The sequence below is a fragment of the Methylophilus sp. OH31 genome (assembly GCF_000576615.1).
In the GTDB taxonomy this organism is placed as follows: domain Bacteria; phylum Pseudomonadota; class Gammaproteobacteria; order Burkholderiales; family Methylophilaceae; genus Methylophilus.
In genome coordinates, this window is the sequence record NZ_BAUS01000007.1 from 153,109 (window position 1) to 167,600 (window position 14,492).

At 49.8% G+C, this 14,492-nt stretch carries 12 protein-coding genes; all 12 read left to right on the forward strand.

Going from position 1 to position 14,492, the window contains the following annotated elements:
* The first annotated feature begins 12 nt into the window (after nucleotides 1-12).
* The 12 genes from OH31_RS09985 (at nucleotide 13) to OH31_RS10045 (ending at nucleotide 14,450) form a co-directional block, all read left to right on the forward strand.
* Nucleotides 13-1,152, forward strand: a complete 1,140-nt coding sequence (locus OH31_RS09985) for a PepSY domain-containing protein (RefSeq protein WP_024930606.1) — start codon at nucleotides 13-15, stop codon at nucleotides 1,150-1,152.
* 60 nt (nucleotides 1,153-1,212) lie between these two features.
* On the forward strand, nucleotides 1,213-1,419 hold the full coding sequence (locus OH31_RS09990) for a hypothetical protein (protein WP_019883428.1): 207 nt from the start codon (nucleotides 1,213-1,215) through the stop codon (nucleotides 1,417-1,419).
* 364 nt (nucleotides 1,420-1,783) lie between these two features.
* Nucleotides 1,784-2,332 (forward strand): HugZ family protein, encoded by a 549-nt coding sequence (locus OH31_RS10000; RefSeq protein ID WP_024930607.1) that lies wholly within the window; start codon nucleotides 1,784-1,786, stop codon nucleotides 2,330-2,332.
* Between the two features lie 2 nt (nucleotides 2,333-2,334).
* Entirely contained in the window at nucleotides 2,335-3,378 is a 1,044-nt protein-coding gene (locus tag OH31_RS10005) for a hemin-degrading factor (RefSeq protein ID WP_024930608.1), read from the forward strand.
* 5 nt (nucleotides 3,379-3,383) lie between these two features.
* Entirely contained in the window at nucleotides 3,384-4,304 is a 921-nt protein-coding gene (locus OH31_RS10010) for a hemin ABC transporter substrate-binding protein (protein ID WP_024930609.1), read from the forward strand.
* A 46-nt stretch (nucleotides 4,305-4,350) separates the two neighbouring features.
* Entirely contained in the window at nucleotides 4,351-5,427 is a 1,077-nt protein-coding gene (locus tag OH31_RS10015; RefSeq protein WP_024930610.1) for an iron ABC transporter permease, read from the forward strand.
* A 2-nt stretch (nucleotides 5,428-5,429) separates the two neighbouring features.
* Nucleotides 5,430-6,236 (forward strand): ATP-binding cassette domain-containing protein, encoded by an 807-nt coding sequence (locus OH31_RS10020; RefSeq protein WP_024930611.1) that lies wholly within the window; start codon nucleotides 5,430-5,432, stop codon nucleotides 6,234-6,236.
* Between the two features lie 180 nt (nucleotides 6,237-6,416).
* Complete coding sequence (locus OH31_RS10025; protein WP_024930612.1) at nucleotides 6,417-8,510, forward strand: TonB-dependent siderophore receptor; 2,094 nt, start codon at nucleotides 6,417-6,419, stop codon at nucleotides 8,508-8,510.
* A 234-nt stretch (nucleotides 8,511-8,744) separates the two neighbouring features.
* Complete coding sequence (locus OH31_RS10030; protein WP_024930613.1) at nucleotides 8,745-10,994, forward strand: TonB-dependent siderophore receptor; 2,250 nt, start codon at nucleotides 8,745-8,747, stop codon at nucleotides 10,992-10,994.
* 16 nt (nucleotides 10,995-11,010) lie between these two features.
* A complete protein-coding gene (locus OH31_RS10035) occupies nucleotides 11,011-12,306 on the forward strand; it encodes a PepSY domain-containing protein (RefSeq protein ID WP_024930614.1) in 1,296 nt (431 codons plus the stop codon).
* Nucleotides 12,307-12,517: 211 nt separating this feature from the next.
* Nucleotides 12,518-13,192, forward strand: coding sequence for a response regulator transcription factor (locus OH31_RS10040; RefSeq protein ID WP_024930615.1), 675 nt, complete (start codon nucleotides 12,518-12,520; stop codon nucleotides 13,190-13,192).
* Nucleotides 13,185-14,450, forward strand: a complete 1,266-nt coding sequence (locus OH31_RS10045; protein ID WP_024930616.1) for a sensor histidine kinase KdpD — start codon at nucleotides 13,185-13,187, stop codon at nucleotides 14,448-14,450. Before OH31_RS10040 ends, OH31_RS10045 begins: the two co-directional genes overlap by 8 nt.
* Nucleotides 14,451-14,492 lie beyond the last annotated feature (42 nt).

Sequence of the window (14,492 nt, forward strand, 5' to 3'; positions counted from 1 at the left end):
CTGAGTATTTCTATGTCGACGCAGTCCTCTATCCGTACCTGGGCGTGGGTGCATAAATGGTCCAGCCTGGTCTGCACGGTCTTTATGTTATTGCTGTGCCTGACCGGCCTGCCATTGATCTTCCACCACGAGATTGGTGACTGGCTGGGCAATCATATCGAAACACCACAGATTGCACATCAGGGGCCGCTGGCCAGTATGGATGCCTTGCTCGCATCGGCCAAAACCAAGCAGCCAGGTATGGTGCCTTTGTATATGTACCGTGAAGAGGATGAGCCGTTGCAATGGGTCATCAGCATGGCCAAAACTGCGACAGCCGAAAGTGGTTTCAAGCAGGTGGTGCTGGATGCACGTACCGCGCAAGTGCTTGGCGAGCCGCTAGTGGAAGAGGGCTTTATGTACGTCATGTTCAAGTTGCATGTCGACTTGTTCGCTGGCCTGCCTGGCATGCTGTTTCTAGGTTTGATGGGCTTTTTGCTATTGGTGGCGATTATCTCTGGCGTCGTGCTGTATGCGCCGTTTATGCGCAAGCTGGCATTTGGTGAGATTCGCCGCCAGCGTGGCAAAAAGCTCAAGCGGCTGGATGTACATAATTTCCTCGGGATAGTCATTCTAAGTTGGGCCTTGGTGGTCGCTGCCACCGGCGTGATTAATGCCTGGTCAGACTTGCTGATTAAGTACTGGCAGTTTGACCAGATGTCACAAATGATTGCGCCTTATAAAAACTTGCCGCCACCTGATCGCTTTGCGTCATTGCAGGCATCTGTACAAGTGGCGCAACAAACCGAGCCAGACATGCAATTGGGCTTTATTGCCTTCCCCGGTACCGCCTATGCCAGCCCGCATCATTACGGTATTTTCATGCGTGGCGATTCCCCTATCACCAAGCGTTTGTTTAAGCCTGTGCTGGTGGATGCGCGTACGGCAACCTTGACCGATAGTCGTGACTTGCCGTGGTACCTGGTGGCTTTGCTGGTGTCGCAGCCGCTGCATTTTGGCGATTACGGCGGCATGACCTTGAAGTGGTTATGGGCCGTGCTGGATGTGATCACGATTATTGTGTTGTGGACCGGTTTGATGCTGTGGTGGAAAAAGCGGCATCAGTATGTGCCGGATATCCGTTCGAGAATTACGCTGAGTGAGGCCTATTAAACACAGGATGACTGTGGGCTAGGCATTGCAAATGCGCTTAACCTACAAGTGAGGTGAATAATGGTGACACATCTATTTATGCCGAATAAACAACTTTCGCAAATCTTTTTCTGGCCGTTGCTGATCGCTGTGGTCTCAATGGCTGGCTTGATCTTCGCCCTGGTCGTCGATGATGCGCGTGAATACCTGGCTAATGCAGCTATCGCGATTCCTGTGCTGGTCGCGGTGTTTTTCTACTGGATATACCCGCTGTTTTCACGTCGCTAACCACCTCTTGGTGAGCGACCTATGCTCGCTTCCGGGTGGCCATTCTGCATGCGCTTTAATGATCAGGCGCCCGCCTGCTAGTGGCTAGTGCTTCATATTTCACATCAGGTCGCTAGCGCTGATAGTGAGCATCTTTTCTTTTTTTCTTACCCTCGTTTGCGCTGTATGCATGATTCATTAATTCTTTGTTGTGAATAAGAATGATTATCATATAGAATATCATTAATTGATATGTCACTCATTCATGGATGAGATGGCGACCATAGCCCAAATCAGCGCATGTTGAAGAAGCGTATTTTCAGCAAGCATTGTGCAAGCAAAAATTAGCAATGCCTTGTTTCATGAATCTAAGGAGAAGAAGTAGATGAGCGATACCGAAAAGTTGCAAGCCATAGGCGCGGAAGCCGCGGCATTTCAGGGCCAGTTTCAATCAATCCAGCTGGCCACGACCAACGCACAAGGCTTGCCAGAGGCCAGTTATGCTGCCTATGTAGCACATGAGCATAAATTCTATGTCTACGTGAGTGAATTGGCGACGCATTGTGCCAACCTGCGCGACACCGGCCGTTGCTCCATGATGTTTATTGAGGCAGAAAAAGAAGCGGCGCATTTGTTCGCCAGAAAACGTCTGGTATTTCAATGCGCTGCTCAAGAAGTGGCCAGAGATGATGCCAAATTCGACCTCGTCATGGGCTTGTTCTTTGACAAATTTGGCAAGTTTATGGATGTGATCAGCAAGCTGACTGACTTTCACCTGATTGAATTAACGCCTGCGCATGGCAGCTATGTGTCCGGGTTTGCCAAAGCCTATCATTTGAATGGCAAGGACTTGACGCAAGTCACGCACCGCAATGATCAGGGCCACGCGTCTCCGGACAAGGCCACACAGCAAAAGATGGATCAATTGGCCTGATCATGAATTTGCCGTTAACGAATGACCCTTTAGCCGCTATTCGCGAACAGTTTGCACTGGCACGGAAGGCTGGTCTCGCGCGTCATCGTGAGATTGCGGAAAACTTGCATATTTCTGAAGGGGAGTTGATTGCCGCACATATTGGCGCGGAAGCTACCACTTTGATGCGGGCAACACGGTTACAACCGCGTTGGGCTGAGGTGCTGACGGCACTGGAATCTTTGGGTGAGGTGATGGCGCTCACACGGAATGCCTCCTGTGTGCATGAGAAAGAAGGCCGCTACGCTGCGGTGACTGGCGCCAGTGTGTGTGGCTTGCATATTGATTTGCATTGCCATTTTGCGCAGTGGCAGCATGGGTTTGCGGTAGAGGAGTCTGGTGAAAAAGGCGTGCAACGTAGCCTGCAGTTTTATGATGCGACAGGTACTGCGGTGCATAAAGTGTTTTTACGGCCGCACAGCGATTTGTCTGCTTATCTGGCGCTCGTTGATCACTATGCCGATGCAAATCAGCAGCCTGGAATTACTGTGCAGTCACTGCCAGTCGCTGGAGTGGGGGCGGATTTCCCTGCGTTTCTGACTGCCTGGGATGTGGTGAATGATGCTCGTGATCTACATACGCTGCTGGCGCAAAGCCAGGGCGGTGCGCTGTCTTATTTGCAGCAAATGCGCGCTGAGTCGGTGCAAGCTGTGTCCGTCAATGCAGCCAGAACATTGCTTGAAAATGCGGCGACTGAAGCTGTTTCAGTATGCATCCTGGTGGGTAATGCTGGAGTCACGCAGGCGCATCAAGGTGCCGTAGATAAAGTTGTCGTCATGGGGCCATGGCTGAATGTACTGGATCCTGGCTTCAACTTGCATTTGCGCGAAGATCATATTGCGTCTGCGTGGGTGGTGGTTCAGTCCGGTGTGCAAGGCATGTTCTCCGCGCTTACTTTATTGGACCAGTCTGGCGCCTTAATTGCATTGTTTGCTGCTGATCGTGTGGCTGGCAAGCCTGAGGCTGGCGCCTGGGCAGCACTGATCGATCGTTTACCAAAGGCTTAATCTGTATGTTGACTCTTGATGACTTAGAACAAACTGTCAAACCGCTGCCTCGCCGTCACTTTTTAACTCAGCTGGGCGCGATGATGGCAACGATTGCTTTGCCGCAGCTTGCATTCGCGAATGAGCCTGGCAAAAAAGCCGCCCGCCGCATTGTCAGTGTGGGTGGCGGGCTGACTGAAATCATTTATGCCTTGGGTGCCGAAAAAGAGCTGGTAGGGGTAGATACGACCTCGCTGTATCCGCAGGCGGCGACCAAGCTGCCTAGCGTAGGTTACGCCAGGGCATTGTCCAGCGAAGGCATTTTGGCTTTGAGTCCGACGCTGGTATTGGCCAGTGAAGATGCCGGGCCGCCAACCGTGTTAAGGCAGATTGGTACGGCAGGCGTGCCGGTGACCGTGTTGTCTGCCAATGATAGATTCGAGGGCGTGGTTGAACGCATCCAGCGCGTAGGTGCATTGATTGACCGTGGTGCGCAAGCCAGCCAGCTCGAAAACCAGTTAAAACAGGATTGGCAGCGCGCACGTGCGCCTATCATCGCGCGCAAAACACCAGCCCCTCGCGTGTTGTTTATCTTATCGCATAGCCCAGGGCAGGTGATGGTGGGTGGTAAAGGCAGCAGTGCGGATGCCATGATTGCCTATGTCGGTGCGCGTAATGCCATCGAAGGCTTCGAGGGTTTTAAGCCATTAACACCAGAGGCGGTCATTGCCGCCCAGCCGGATATCATCTTGCTGACAGAGCAGGGCATGAGTGTGGTCGGCGGCGTGGATGGGGTCTTGAAGTTACCCGGTCTGGCTCAGACAGCCGCCGGTCAAAAACGTCGCGTGGTCGCACTGGAAGCCATGTTTATGTTGGGCTTTGGCCCACGCTTGCCGCAAGCCGTTTCGGCATTGGATCAAGTGCTCACCAAAGCCATGCAAGCCTAGCTCTCCACAAGGAAAGTCATGCATGTGACAGGCATGACCAATCACTATGACACTTTCAATTTCACCGCCATCCCGTATGGTCAAATCACGTTTGTTTTTCTCTCAACAGCTCACACAGCGGCCGGCATGGTTGCTCACGCTGCTATTGATATTGGGCGTATGGGCGGCTGCTACCATGGGCGCAGTCACCATCACCTGGAGTGATTGGTTGGCGATATTGCAAGGCGACGATGAGCCGCTGTCAGGCGGGGCTTATGTCTTGTGGCATTTACGGCTACCACGCATCTTGTTTGCCGTGATGATAGGCGCGGCCTTGGCATTATCTGGCGCGCTCACGCAGGGCTTGTTTCGTAATCCGCTGGCTGATCCGGGCTTGCTGGGTGTGACTAGCGGTGCCGCCTGTGCTGCCGCACTGACCATTGTGCTATTGGCTGGCAGTGGCATTGAAGTCCCGGTTGCCTTGCGTTACTGGTTGCTACCGGCAACGGCTTTTGCTGGCGCAGTCGCCGTCTGTTTTATTTTAGATAGCGTGGCACGCTGGCTAACAGCAGATTCGATCGCCGGATTGTTATTGACCGGCATTGCACTGAACGCCCTGGCGGCAGCAGTGATCGGCTTATGCACCTATCTGGCCACAGACGAGCAATTGCGCAGTTTGACTTTCTGGACACTGGGCTCACTGGCTGGTGCAAACTGGGCATTAACCACGGCATTGCTGCTTGCGCTGATATTGGCTTTCTGGGCATTGCGTCGCTTGACGCATACGATGAATGCATTGGCACTGGGTGAGGCCGCAGCCGCGCATGTGGGCGTTAATGTGCGCGCGTTACGGGTGCGTGTCATCATGCTGGTGGCCGTCTTGTGTGGATTCGCGGTGGCATGGTGCGGCATGATTGGCTTTATCGGCCTGGTCGCGCCGCACATAGTGCGTTTGCTGGTTGGGCCAGACCAGCGCCGCCTGGCACCACTGGCCATGTTGGTCGGCGCCATTTTGCTGCTGCTGGCGGATACTGCTGCCAGAACCGTGGCCATTCCGGCTGAAATCCCGGTCGGTATTTTTACCGCATTGCTAGGCGCGCCTTTTTTCCTCATCCTGTTGGCCAGAATGCGTAGAGGGAGTTAGGCATGTCACATTTGCACACGTCTGCAACCGCGTTGCTGTCATTTAACCAGGTCACCGTCGCGCTTGGTAAACGTCAATTTGGCCCGTTCACCCTGTCTATTCAGCCGGGAGAGCAAGTTGCCATTTTAGGCCCCAGTGGCGCGGGTAAGTCTACCTTGCTCAAGCTGCTGGCGCGTGAATTAACGCCTGCCAGCGGGCAGGCACAGTTTGAACAACGGTCCCTGCATGACTGGTCACTGGCAGAGCTCAGCCGTCGCCGGGCCATTTTGCCGCAGTCGCATGAGGTCGCCTTTGGTTTGCCGGTTGATTTGGTTATTGGCCTCGGTCGTGTGGCACGCACTTATGACCCGCAGTTAAGCAGCATTGTGCAGCAGGCGGCCGAACAGGCCTGTGCGCTACATCTGCTTGACCGCCGCTTTGATACCTTATCCGGTGGTGAAAAAGCGCGCGTGCAAATGGCCCGGGTGTTTGCCCAGTTGTGGGACGTTGAACAGGGCTTGTTGCTGGTGGATGAGCCGTTAGCCGCGTTGGATCCGGGTTTGCAGTTTAGCTTAATGGAAGCGATTTATACCTTCGCCTCCAAACGTGGTCACGCCATTTTGGCCATCCTGCACGATATTAATCAAGCGCTGCAAGGCTTTGAGCGCCTGATCTTTATTAAACATGGCGCCATGGTGGGCGACTATCAAACGCTACATGTCACTCTGCCATTGCTTGAGGCTTTGTATGAGGTCAGATTGGCCAGCGCCGTGACCGAGGCGGGCGAGGTGATTGTGGCACCTAGCTTGAAGCAGAAAATATCTGCGTAAAATTTGCACCAATATGTTTTATTCTGCTTTAAATATTGAATGATAATTGTTATCATTCAATATTTAAAGCAAGCCAACGAGTCATTACTCCTGTAGCCAGCAATTTATTGACAGGGGAGCCTCGTGCACAATTCAAAATTACAATATTCATTCCGTCGTCGTAGCCTGGTAGCCGCGCTAATGCTGGCTATCCCTTATTTAGGATATGCTGAAGAGTCGGGACATAAGGAAGAGATAGAGTCTCTGCCAGAGGTGAAGGTCACCTCTCAGGTAGAAAAAGACCGACCCTCAGAAAAAACAAAGTCTTATACGGTGAAGTCTACTTCAACCGCCACGCGTTTAAATACCAGCATCCGTGAGACCCCGCAGTCCATCTCAGTCGTGACACGTGAGCAATTGGATGATTTTCGTGTCTTGACCGTCAATGATGCATTGTCTTACGCAACCGGCATTAAAGTTGAGCAGTTTGAGACAGACCGTACCGAATATACCTCGCGTGGCTTTAATATCACCAACTTTCAGGTAGACGGCCTGAGCACGCCGATTAGTTTTAGCGGGACAAATTATGGCGATCTGGATATTGCCACGTATGACCGTATTGAAGTGCTGCGTGGCGCCAATGGATTGTTAACTGGACCTGGCAATCCTTCTGCAACCATCAATTTTATTCGTAAACGTGCGACAAGAGATTTTCAGGCTAAAGCCAGCGCCTCCCTTGGTTCTTGGGATAACAGGCGCCTGGATGCCGATATCTCAGGCGCTTTGAATAGTGATGGCAGTGTACGTGCACGCCTGGTCGCAGCCCATCAGGAGAAGAACTCTTATCTTGACCGTTACAGTAGTACACGAGATGTGGTCTACGGCATTATTGAGGCAGACCTCACAGAGAACACCAGTTTCTCGATTGGCCATACCTATCAAAGAAACGACGCCAGCGGCAATATGTTTGGTGGTTTGAGTTTATTGTATTCTGATGGCAGCAAGCGCCCTTACAAAGTGTCTGATTCGACCGCGCCGAGCTGGAGTCAGAGGAATGTGGATACTAATATCAGCTTTGCCGAGTTAACGCATTACTTCAATAATGAGTGGAAGGTTAAAGGTCAGCTCACACAAAAAGCAGTGACCTCTGCCGGACCTCATGATTATGTCTCTGGTAGCGAAGACCGCACTACAGGCTTGGGCTTAAGTACCAATCCTTTCTTTTATACCTTTAAGACTCAGGACTATGTGGCGGATGTTTATGCCAATGGGCCGTTTGAGTTGGGTGGCCGCAAGCATGAGTTGGTCGTCGGTACCACTTTAAGCCGGAGTAATATGAGGGAGTTTTCTCGCAGTGTGGCGGGCGTGCCACTCGACAGCTTTGATGCTGCCGGAGATGTTCCTTATCCTTCTTTTGGTCCTGAAAGTAAAAGCTCTGATTATTCAACTAGAACCACTAATATTTATACTGCTGCCAAATTGAATCCGGTAGATGGTTTGAAAGTGACGGTGGGCGGTAATTTGTTAAGCTACAAATTGGACGGTAATGCTTATACTTTGCCTCAGGAGGCCAAGGAAGATAATAAGTTCACTCCTTATGTGGGTGCTATATACGATTTGACCAATGCGCATTCGTTATATGCCAGCTATGCGGGCATTTACAGGCCGCAAATTGAATTGGGCACCAACGGCAAAGTGCTTGCGCCATTGCAAGGGAGAAACTATGAAACGGGTGTTAAAAGTGAGTGGTTTAACAAGGCGTTGAATAGTTCGTTTGCATTGTTTAAAACCGAACAGGAAAATCAACCAGTATACAGTTCGCAGTCGACACCAGATAAGTCGGTGTACGAAGCCATAGAGGCGATGAGCAAAGGCTATGAGTTTGATGTCTCCGGAGAAGTGAACGACCATTTGAGCATGAGTGCAGGCTATACACGCTTAACGAGTATTAAAGGGCAGGGTGGGGCGAGTGCAAACACTTATACACCTAAACATATGGCGCATTTGAGCCTGGTGTATAAAGTGCCATTTGTGCAGAACCTAAAAGTCGGCGCCAGCGTCAATTGGCAGAGTGATATCTATGTGAATATTGGCAATGTGCGCTATGAGCAAGATAGTTACGCTGTTTTAAATCTGATGGCTAATTATAAAATCGACAATCACTGGGATGCCGCCGTTAATGTGTATAACGTGACAGATGAAAAGTATTTGTCGAGCTTTAGATATTCTGCGTATGGACAAGCTTTTTACGCAGCGCCAGTGAATGCCATGGCTACGCTTACCTGGAAATATTAACCAAACAAATCATATGGGTATTTGAGCGATATCCGCTTAATCCATCAGTTGTTTTTATGCAAAATAATTATCGAGATAGGTGTTTTTGTGTAAAATAGCTTGTGTTAATAAATGAGAATTATTATCATTAATTCATGTAAATAGCTGGCAATCAAATAAGCTAAAAAAGGCTACTGAACATTCAGTAGCCTTTTTTTATTGATGGCAATTTTTTAACGAATGATGAGAGCTTTAATGATCCTTATAGATAAAAGTGGCGTTTCCAATATGCAGCTGCTACCCAAGAAATCGGTTGTGGCTGTCATGTTGGCTTTTGCTGCAATCCCTGTATTTGCACAAGATGCCGCAGCTGAAAAAGATGACACGGTCACGTTGGAAGAGGTCAAGGTAAAAGCATCGGCAGATGCAAACGCTAAAGGCTTGATGAAGCCATATGCTGGCGGCCAGGTGGCCAAAGGCGGCCGGGTTGGCGTGATGGGTAACCAGGATGCTATGGATACGCCTTTTTCAATCAATGCTTACACTAATGAGCTCATTCAAAACCAGCAAGCTAAAAGCGTCGGTGACGTGTTATTGAACGACCCTTCTGTGCGCGTCGCGCGTGGCTTTGGTAACTTCCAGGAATCGTATTTTATTCGTGGTTTTCAATTGTATTCAGATAGCGTTGCTTATAACGGCTTGTATGGACTGTTACCCAGGCAATATATTGCGGCAGAGCTTTTTGAACGTGTAGAAGTGTTGCGTGGTGCTTCTGCATTCTTAAATGGCGCCAGCCCCAATGGAGATGGTATCGGTGGCTCTATTTCATTATTGCCAAAGCGTGCGCCAAATGAGCCACTAAGCGTGGTGAATGCTGGCTGGAGTTCTGGTAACCAGCAATTAATTTCTGCCGATGTGGCTAGACGCTTTGGGCCAGATGATCGTGCCGGTATTCGACTTAATGTCTCCAAGCGCGATGGCGGTACGGCGGTTAATAAAGAACATGCTGATGTGGACCTGGTTTCATTGGCGTTAGATTGGCGCGGTGAGAAATTACGCTTGTCTGGTGATATTGGTTATCAGGATAACCACTTGAAGCAAACGCGCACCAATGTTTCTCTGGCGTCAGGTATAGATGTACCTCGTGCCCCGAAAAGTGATACGAACTGGGCACAGCCGTGGTCATATTCTAACGAGAGAGACACATTCGGGAGCTTGCGTGGTGAGTATGATTTGACCGGAAAAGTGACAGCTTATTTTGCTGGCGGATTCCGTGAATCACATGAAGCCAACTCCCTGGCTAACTTGACGGTTAGTAATGCTGCAACAGGCGCAGGTAGCCTGTATCGATTTGACAATACCAGAGAAGACTCTGTGAGAACTGGTGAAGTAGGCGTCAAGGGCAAGTTTGAAACAGGTTCGATTGGGCACGATGTGGTTCTGAATGCGAACTTATATCACTTTGAGAAAAAAGCAGCTTATACATTTGATTTTAGTGGCACTTCAGTCAGTACTAATTTGTATTCGCCAGTTTACGCCTCACTGCCGGCCTTTACTGCAACTGCTGGTTCAGGCGGTGTGCTCAATAATCCAAAGACGACAGGCAGAACGATATTGCGAAGTGTTGCACTGGGTGACACAGTGTCTATGCTGGACAATCAGCTATTGCTGACGTTGGGGGTGAGGCATCAGCAAATAGTCGGTACAACTTATACCTACGATGGCGTGTTTGATGATGCTTATGATAAGAGCAAGTTAAGTCCGGTATTGGGTGCCGTGGTAAAACCTTGGGACGGTATCTCCCTGTATGCCAATTATATTGAAGGTTTATCGCAAGGCGCGACTGCACCGGCATCAACAGTGTCTCAGCCAATCTCAAACCCTGGGCAGACGCTTGCGCCCTATGTATCCAAACAAAAAGAAGTGGGTGCTAAGTTTGACTTTGGTAAGGTTCGCGTGACTACCGCTTACTTTACAACTGAGAAACCACGTGGATTTGTCAATGCGGCGGATGTATTTACCTCACAAGGTAAAGAGGAGCATCAAGGGGTTGAGCTGATGACTTATGGTCAAATTCTACCAAGCCTGCGCGTGCTAGGCGGGATTACCTGGTTGGATGCTAAGCAGAAAAACACTGGTGATGCTGCTTCTGAAGGTAAGCAAACCATCGGTGTGCCGGATCGACAAGCTAACCTGGGGATGGAGTGGGATGCATTTATGGTGCCAGGTTTAACTTTTGATGCGCGCGTGATTGCTACTGGTCATGTATATGTCGATAGTGATAATACGCAACGTGCTCCAGGCTGGACTCGGTTAGATATCGGAGCGAGATATGCAACCGAAATTAAAGGGCATTTATTGACTGTACGCAGTCGTATTGATAACGTAACAGACCGAGATTACTGGGCTTCCGCAGGTGGTTATGCTGGTACTACCTCTAATTCTGGGTATTTGGTATTAGGCGCTCCACGCACTGTGACGATTAGTGCACAACTTGATTTCTAGTTTGAGGTGATGTGATTTGCGTTCGTCTTTGTTATTAATTCATCGCTGGCTAGGCCTGGCAAGCGCCTTATTCTTATTGCTTGCCGGCCTGACTGGCGCAGTGATTTCCTGGGATCACGAGCTAGACGAGTTGCTGAATCCCGCATGGATGCATAGTGAGTCACAAGGTTTGCATCAATCGACACTAGCGCTTGCGAAACAGGTTTCTGAGCGCTATCCGCAAGTGCAAGTCAGTTCCATTCCGCTGGCGGTGCAGCCGGGACATACGCTGGCGATTGGTGTGCGGCCGCTACCGAACCCTCCCAATGGCCTTGAGCCAGTCACCTTTAACCAGGTGTTTCTCGATCCTGTGACTGGTGAAGAGTTGGGCAAGCGTGAATGGGGTGCCGTGTGGCCTGTGGATCGCACCAATGCAGTCTCGTTTCTGTATAAGCTGCATTACAGCCTGCACCTGCCCGAAATGTGGGGCATAGACCGCTGGGGCATCTGGTTATTAGGTGGCGTGGCGATTATTTGGCTGGTGGATAGTTTTGTGGGCTTCTACCTCACCTTGCCCAAGTCTGCCAATACACCAAAAACCAAACTACACAAAGCACAGCGTCATGCCCAAGCTTCTCTCTGGCAACGCTGGTGGCCAGCCTGGAAAATGCGCTGGAATGGCAGCACGCATAAACGCTATTTTGATATGCATCGTGCATTTGGCTTATGGACATGGCTGCTGCTAATTATTCTGGCATTTTCGGCGTTTGCGCTGAATCTGCGGCGAGAAGTGTTTATGCCAGTCATGAAGTCTGCTTTCACGCTGACGCCTACGCCTTCGGATGTGCGTCCACGTTTACCCGGGCCGCAACAATTGCCGCCGAAGGTGGATTATGAAAAGGTGCTGGATCTAGCGATCAATGACGCGCGTGCGCAAGGTTGGCAAGAGCCTGCGGGGCGTATTTCATATAGCGCAGCTTACCAATTATTTAATGTGGATTTTTATCACCCTGATGCCGATCATGGCGTGGCAGGCGCTGGACATAAGCGGTTGTATTACGATGGGCTGGATGCACACTATGTTGGCAAGCGTATTCCTTGGGAAGGTGGCGTTGGGGATGTGATCGTGCAGGCACAGTTCCCGCTGCATTCTGGCCGGATTCTTGGCTTGCCAGGCCGCATCCTTATTTCAGTCATGGGGCTGGTGGTTGCAATGCTTTCTGTGACCGGTGTTTATCTCTGGTGGAAAAAGCGTAAAGCCAGGAAAGTATCTTCCACTATTGTGCAAGGACAGGCACCTGCACCTGGCCGCATGCGTTCTGCCACACGCTGACCTGAGATTTCGAAGACTTCGACATCGCTCAAGGTCAACTCTCATTATCCAGTATTGATCAAGTATTGAGGTAAGGCCGCCGGGCCGCCTCAATAGCATTAGTTTTTTCTATGGCTGATATGCAATAATTTAGCCTTTATCCCCGCCACTGTTTATTTCACAAGTGAAAGTCAGTCTTACCAAATGGGCGGCCAGTTAAGGAAGAACTCACATGCGTATTTTGGTCATTGAAGATAACAAGGATATTCTGGCGAATATTCTTGATTACTTTTCAAAAGAGCATAAGGTCGATTGCGCACAGGATGGCCTGTCCGGGCTGCATTTGGCGGTGACGCAAGAGTTTGACCTCATCATCCTTGATGTCATGTTGCCCGGAATGGATGGTCTGCAGTTAGCCAGTCGCTTAAGAAATGATGGCAATGTGTTCACCCCTATTATCATGCTGACGGCGCGTGATACCTTGGCCGACCGATTAAAAGGCTTTGAATCTGGTTCTGATGACTACTTGGTGAAGCCTTTTTCACTGGCTGAATTAGAAGCCCGCGCACTGGCGATATACAGGCGCAGCAAAGGTATTAATAACAATATACTCATGGTGCACGACCTAACCTTTGATATGAAGGGCTTGGTCGTCAGGCGTGCAGGAGTCATCCTGAAAATTCCGCCTTTGGGATTGAAGCTTTTGGAGACTTTGATGCAGCAAAGTCCTAATACACTAAAACGTAGTGACCTGGAAGAGCAGTTCTGGGGAGATGCCGTCACCCGCGGTGACAACCTGCGTGCGCTCATACACCAGCTACGTACTGAAATTGATAAGCCCTTTGACGTTCCACTTGTGCATACCATTCACGGCATTGGTTATCGCATCGGGCTTGAAAATGAATAAAGTTTCGATCAGATGGCGGATTGTGATCGCTTTTACGCTGATCACTTTATTTGTTGCAGGCGCCTTTACCCTCGGCATTTATAAAATTGTTCATGCCATGGAGGACGAGCTTCTTTCACAGGAGATGCATGCAAAACTCAGCTTGATCGTCGTCAACCCCGTGCGCTCTGATAGTACTTTAAGGAAGCTGGGTCTGCATTTGTTTAGCGCTGATACGCCAGCAGACCCCAATATTTCTAAATATCTAGTGAACCTTAAACCTGGCTTTACTGAGGTCGAGGCCAGCCCATACAGCTATTATTTCTATCGACAAACAATTGATGGGCAAGACTACATTCTGGTGCAGGACCAGAGTATGTATGAGGATGGATTTGAGCGGAATCTGTTTATTGCCTTGAAGTCAGGCTTTCTGCTGACGGTGTTACTGGGGATACTGGTTGGCTGGTTGTTAGCTCGGCAAATTATTTCACCAATTATTAGGCTCTCTGAAGTGTTTTCTCGTCGCAAGTTGGACACACTTGGTGAAGAACCCATCGCCAGCAAGTTTTCGCAGGATGAAATTGGGCGGGTTGCGCAAGCATTCGAGGATGCCTATGCCAGCATCAAAGATGCCTTGTGGCGTGAAAGGCTATTTACCAGTGATGTGAGCCACGAGTTTCGTAGTGGCTTGATGATTATTTCTTCTAGCTGTGAGTTATTAATGCAGGCCAGGGAGAAAGGCACTTCTGATTACGAAAGGATTGAGCGCATTGCACGTGCGAGTCAGGAGATGCAGCAATTGATTGAGTCCTTACTGATCGTAGCGCGTGCAGAATATACCGCCATCAACCCCACCAAAACGCAAACGCTGGAACAAATTGCGCAGGAAGCATTTCAACGCTGGCAACCCGGGTTTGGGGAAAAAAATATTATCTTTAGTTTGATCAAGAAGCAGGCGCCGGAGTCTCGTCTATTGAACGCTGATTTATTATTGACTGCCTTATCAAACCTGTTGAAAAATGCATTGAATTACACCCACAGTGGTAAAGTGGAAATCATCATTAATCAAGCGTCTATTTCAGTTGTAGATACAGGCATCGGCATTGATTTTGATCAGCAAAGCCAGGTCCTGAGACCATTTATACGTGGCAACGAACTCCCGTTGGATGGGCTGGGTATGGGGCTGTCTTTAGTCCAGCGGATCTGTGAAAATCAAGGTTGGCGTCTCAGTTTGTTTTCTGAGCCTGGACGCGGGTCTACATTCACGATCAATTTGTAGCTTATTCACAAAAAAATCACAAAATACCCACGAAATACTAAT

Bases quoted from the DNA above. Each gene is read 5' to 3' on its own strand.
- OH31_RS09985 (WP_024930606.1), top strand. From the start codon at position 13: ATGTCGACGCAGTCCTCTATCCGTACCTGGGCGTGGGTGCATAAATGG.
- OH31_RS09990 (WP_019883428.1), top strand. From the start codon at position 1,213: ATGGTGACACATCTATTTATGCCGAATAAACAACTTTCGCAAATCTTT.
- OH31_RS10000 (WP_024930607.1), top strand. From the start codon at position 1,784: ATGAGCGATACCGAAAAGTTGCAAGCCATAGGCGCGGAAGCCGCGGCA.
- OH31_RS10005 (WP_024930608.1), top strand. From the start codon at position 2,335: ATGAATTTGCCGTTAACGAATGACCCTTTAGCCGCTATTCGCGAACAG.
- OH31_RS10010 (WP_024930609.1), top strand. From the start codon at position 3,384: ATGTTGACTCTTGATGACTTAGAACAAACTGTCAAACCGCTGCCTCGC.
- OH31_RS10015 (WP_024930610.1), top strand. From the start codon at position 4,351: ATGACACTTTCAATTTCACCGCCATCCCGTATGGTCAAATCACGTTTG.
- OH31_RS10020 (WP_024930611.1), top strand. From the start codon at position 5,430: ATGTCACATTTGCACACGTCTGCAACCGCGTTGCTGTCATTTAACCAG.
- OH31_RS10025 (WP_024930612.1), top strand. From the start codon at position 6,417: ATGCTGGCTATCCCTTATTTAGGATATGCTGAAGAGTCGGGACATAAG.
- OH31_RS10030 (WP_024930613.1), top strand. From the start codon at position 8,745: ATGATCCTTATAGATAAAAGTGGCGTTTCCAATATGCAGCTGCTACCC.
- OH31_RS10040 (WP_024930615.1), top strand. From the start codon at position 12,518: ATGCGTATTTTGGTCATTGAAGATAACAAGGATATTCTGGCGAATATT.
- OH31_RS10045 (WP_024930616.1), top strand. From the start codon at position 13,185: ATGAATAAAGTTTCGATCAGATGGCGGATTGTGATCGCTTTTACGCTG.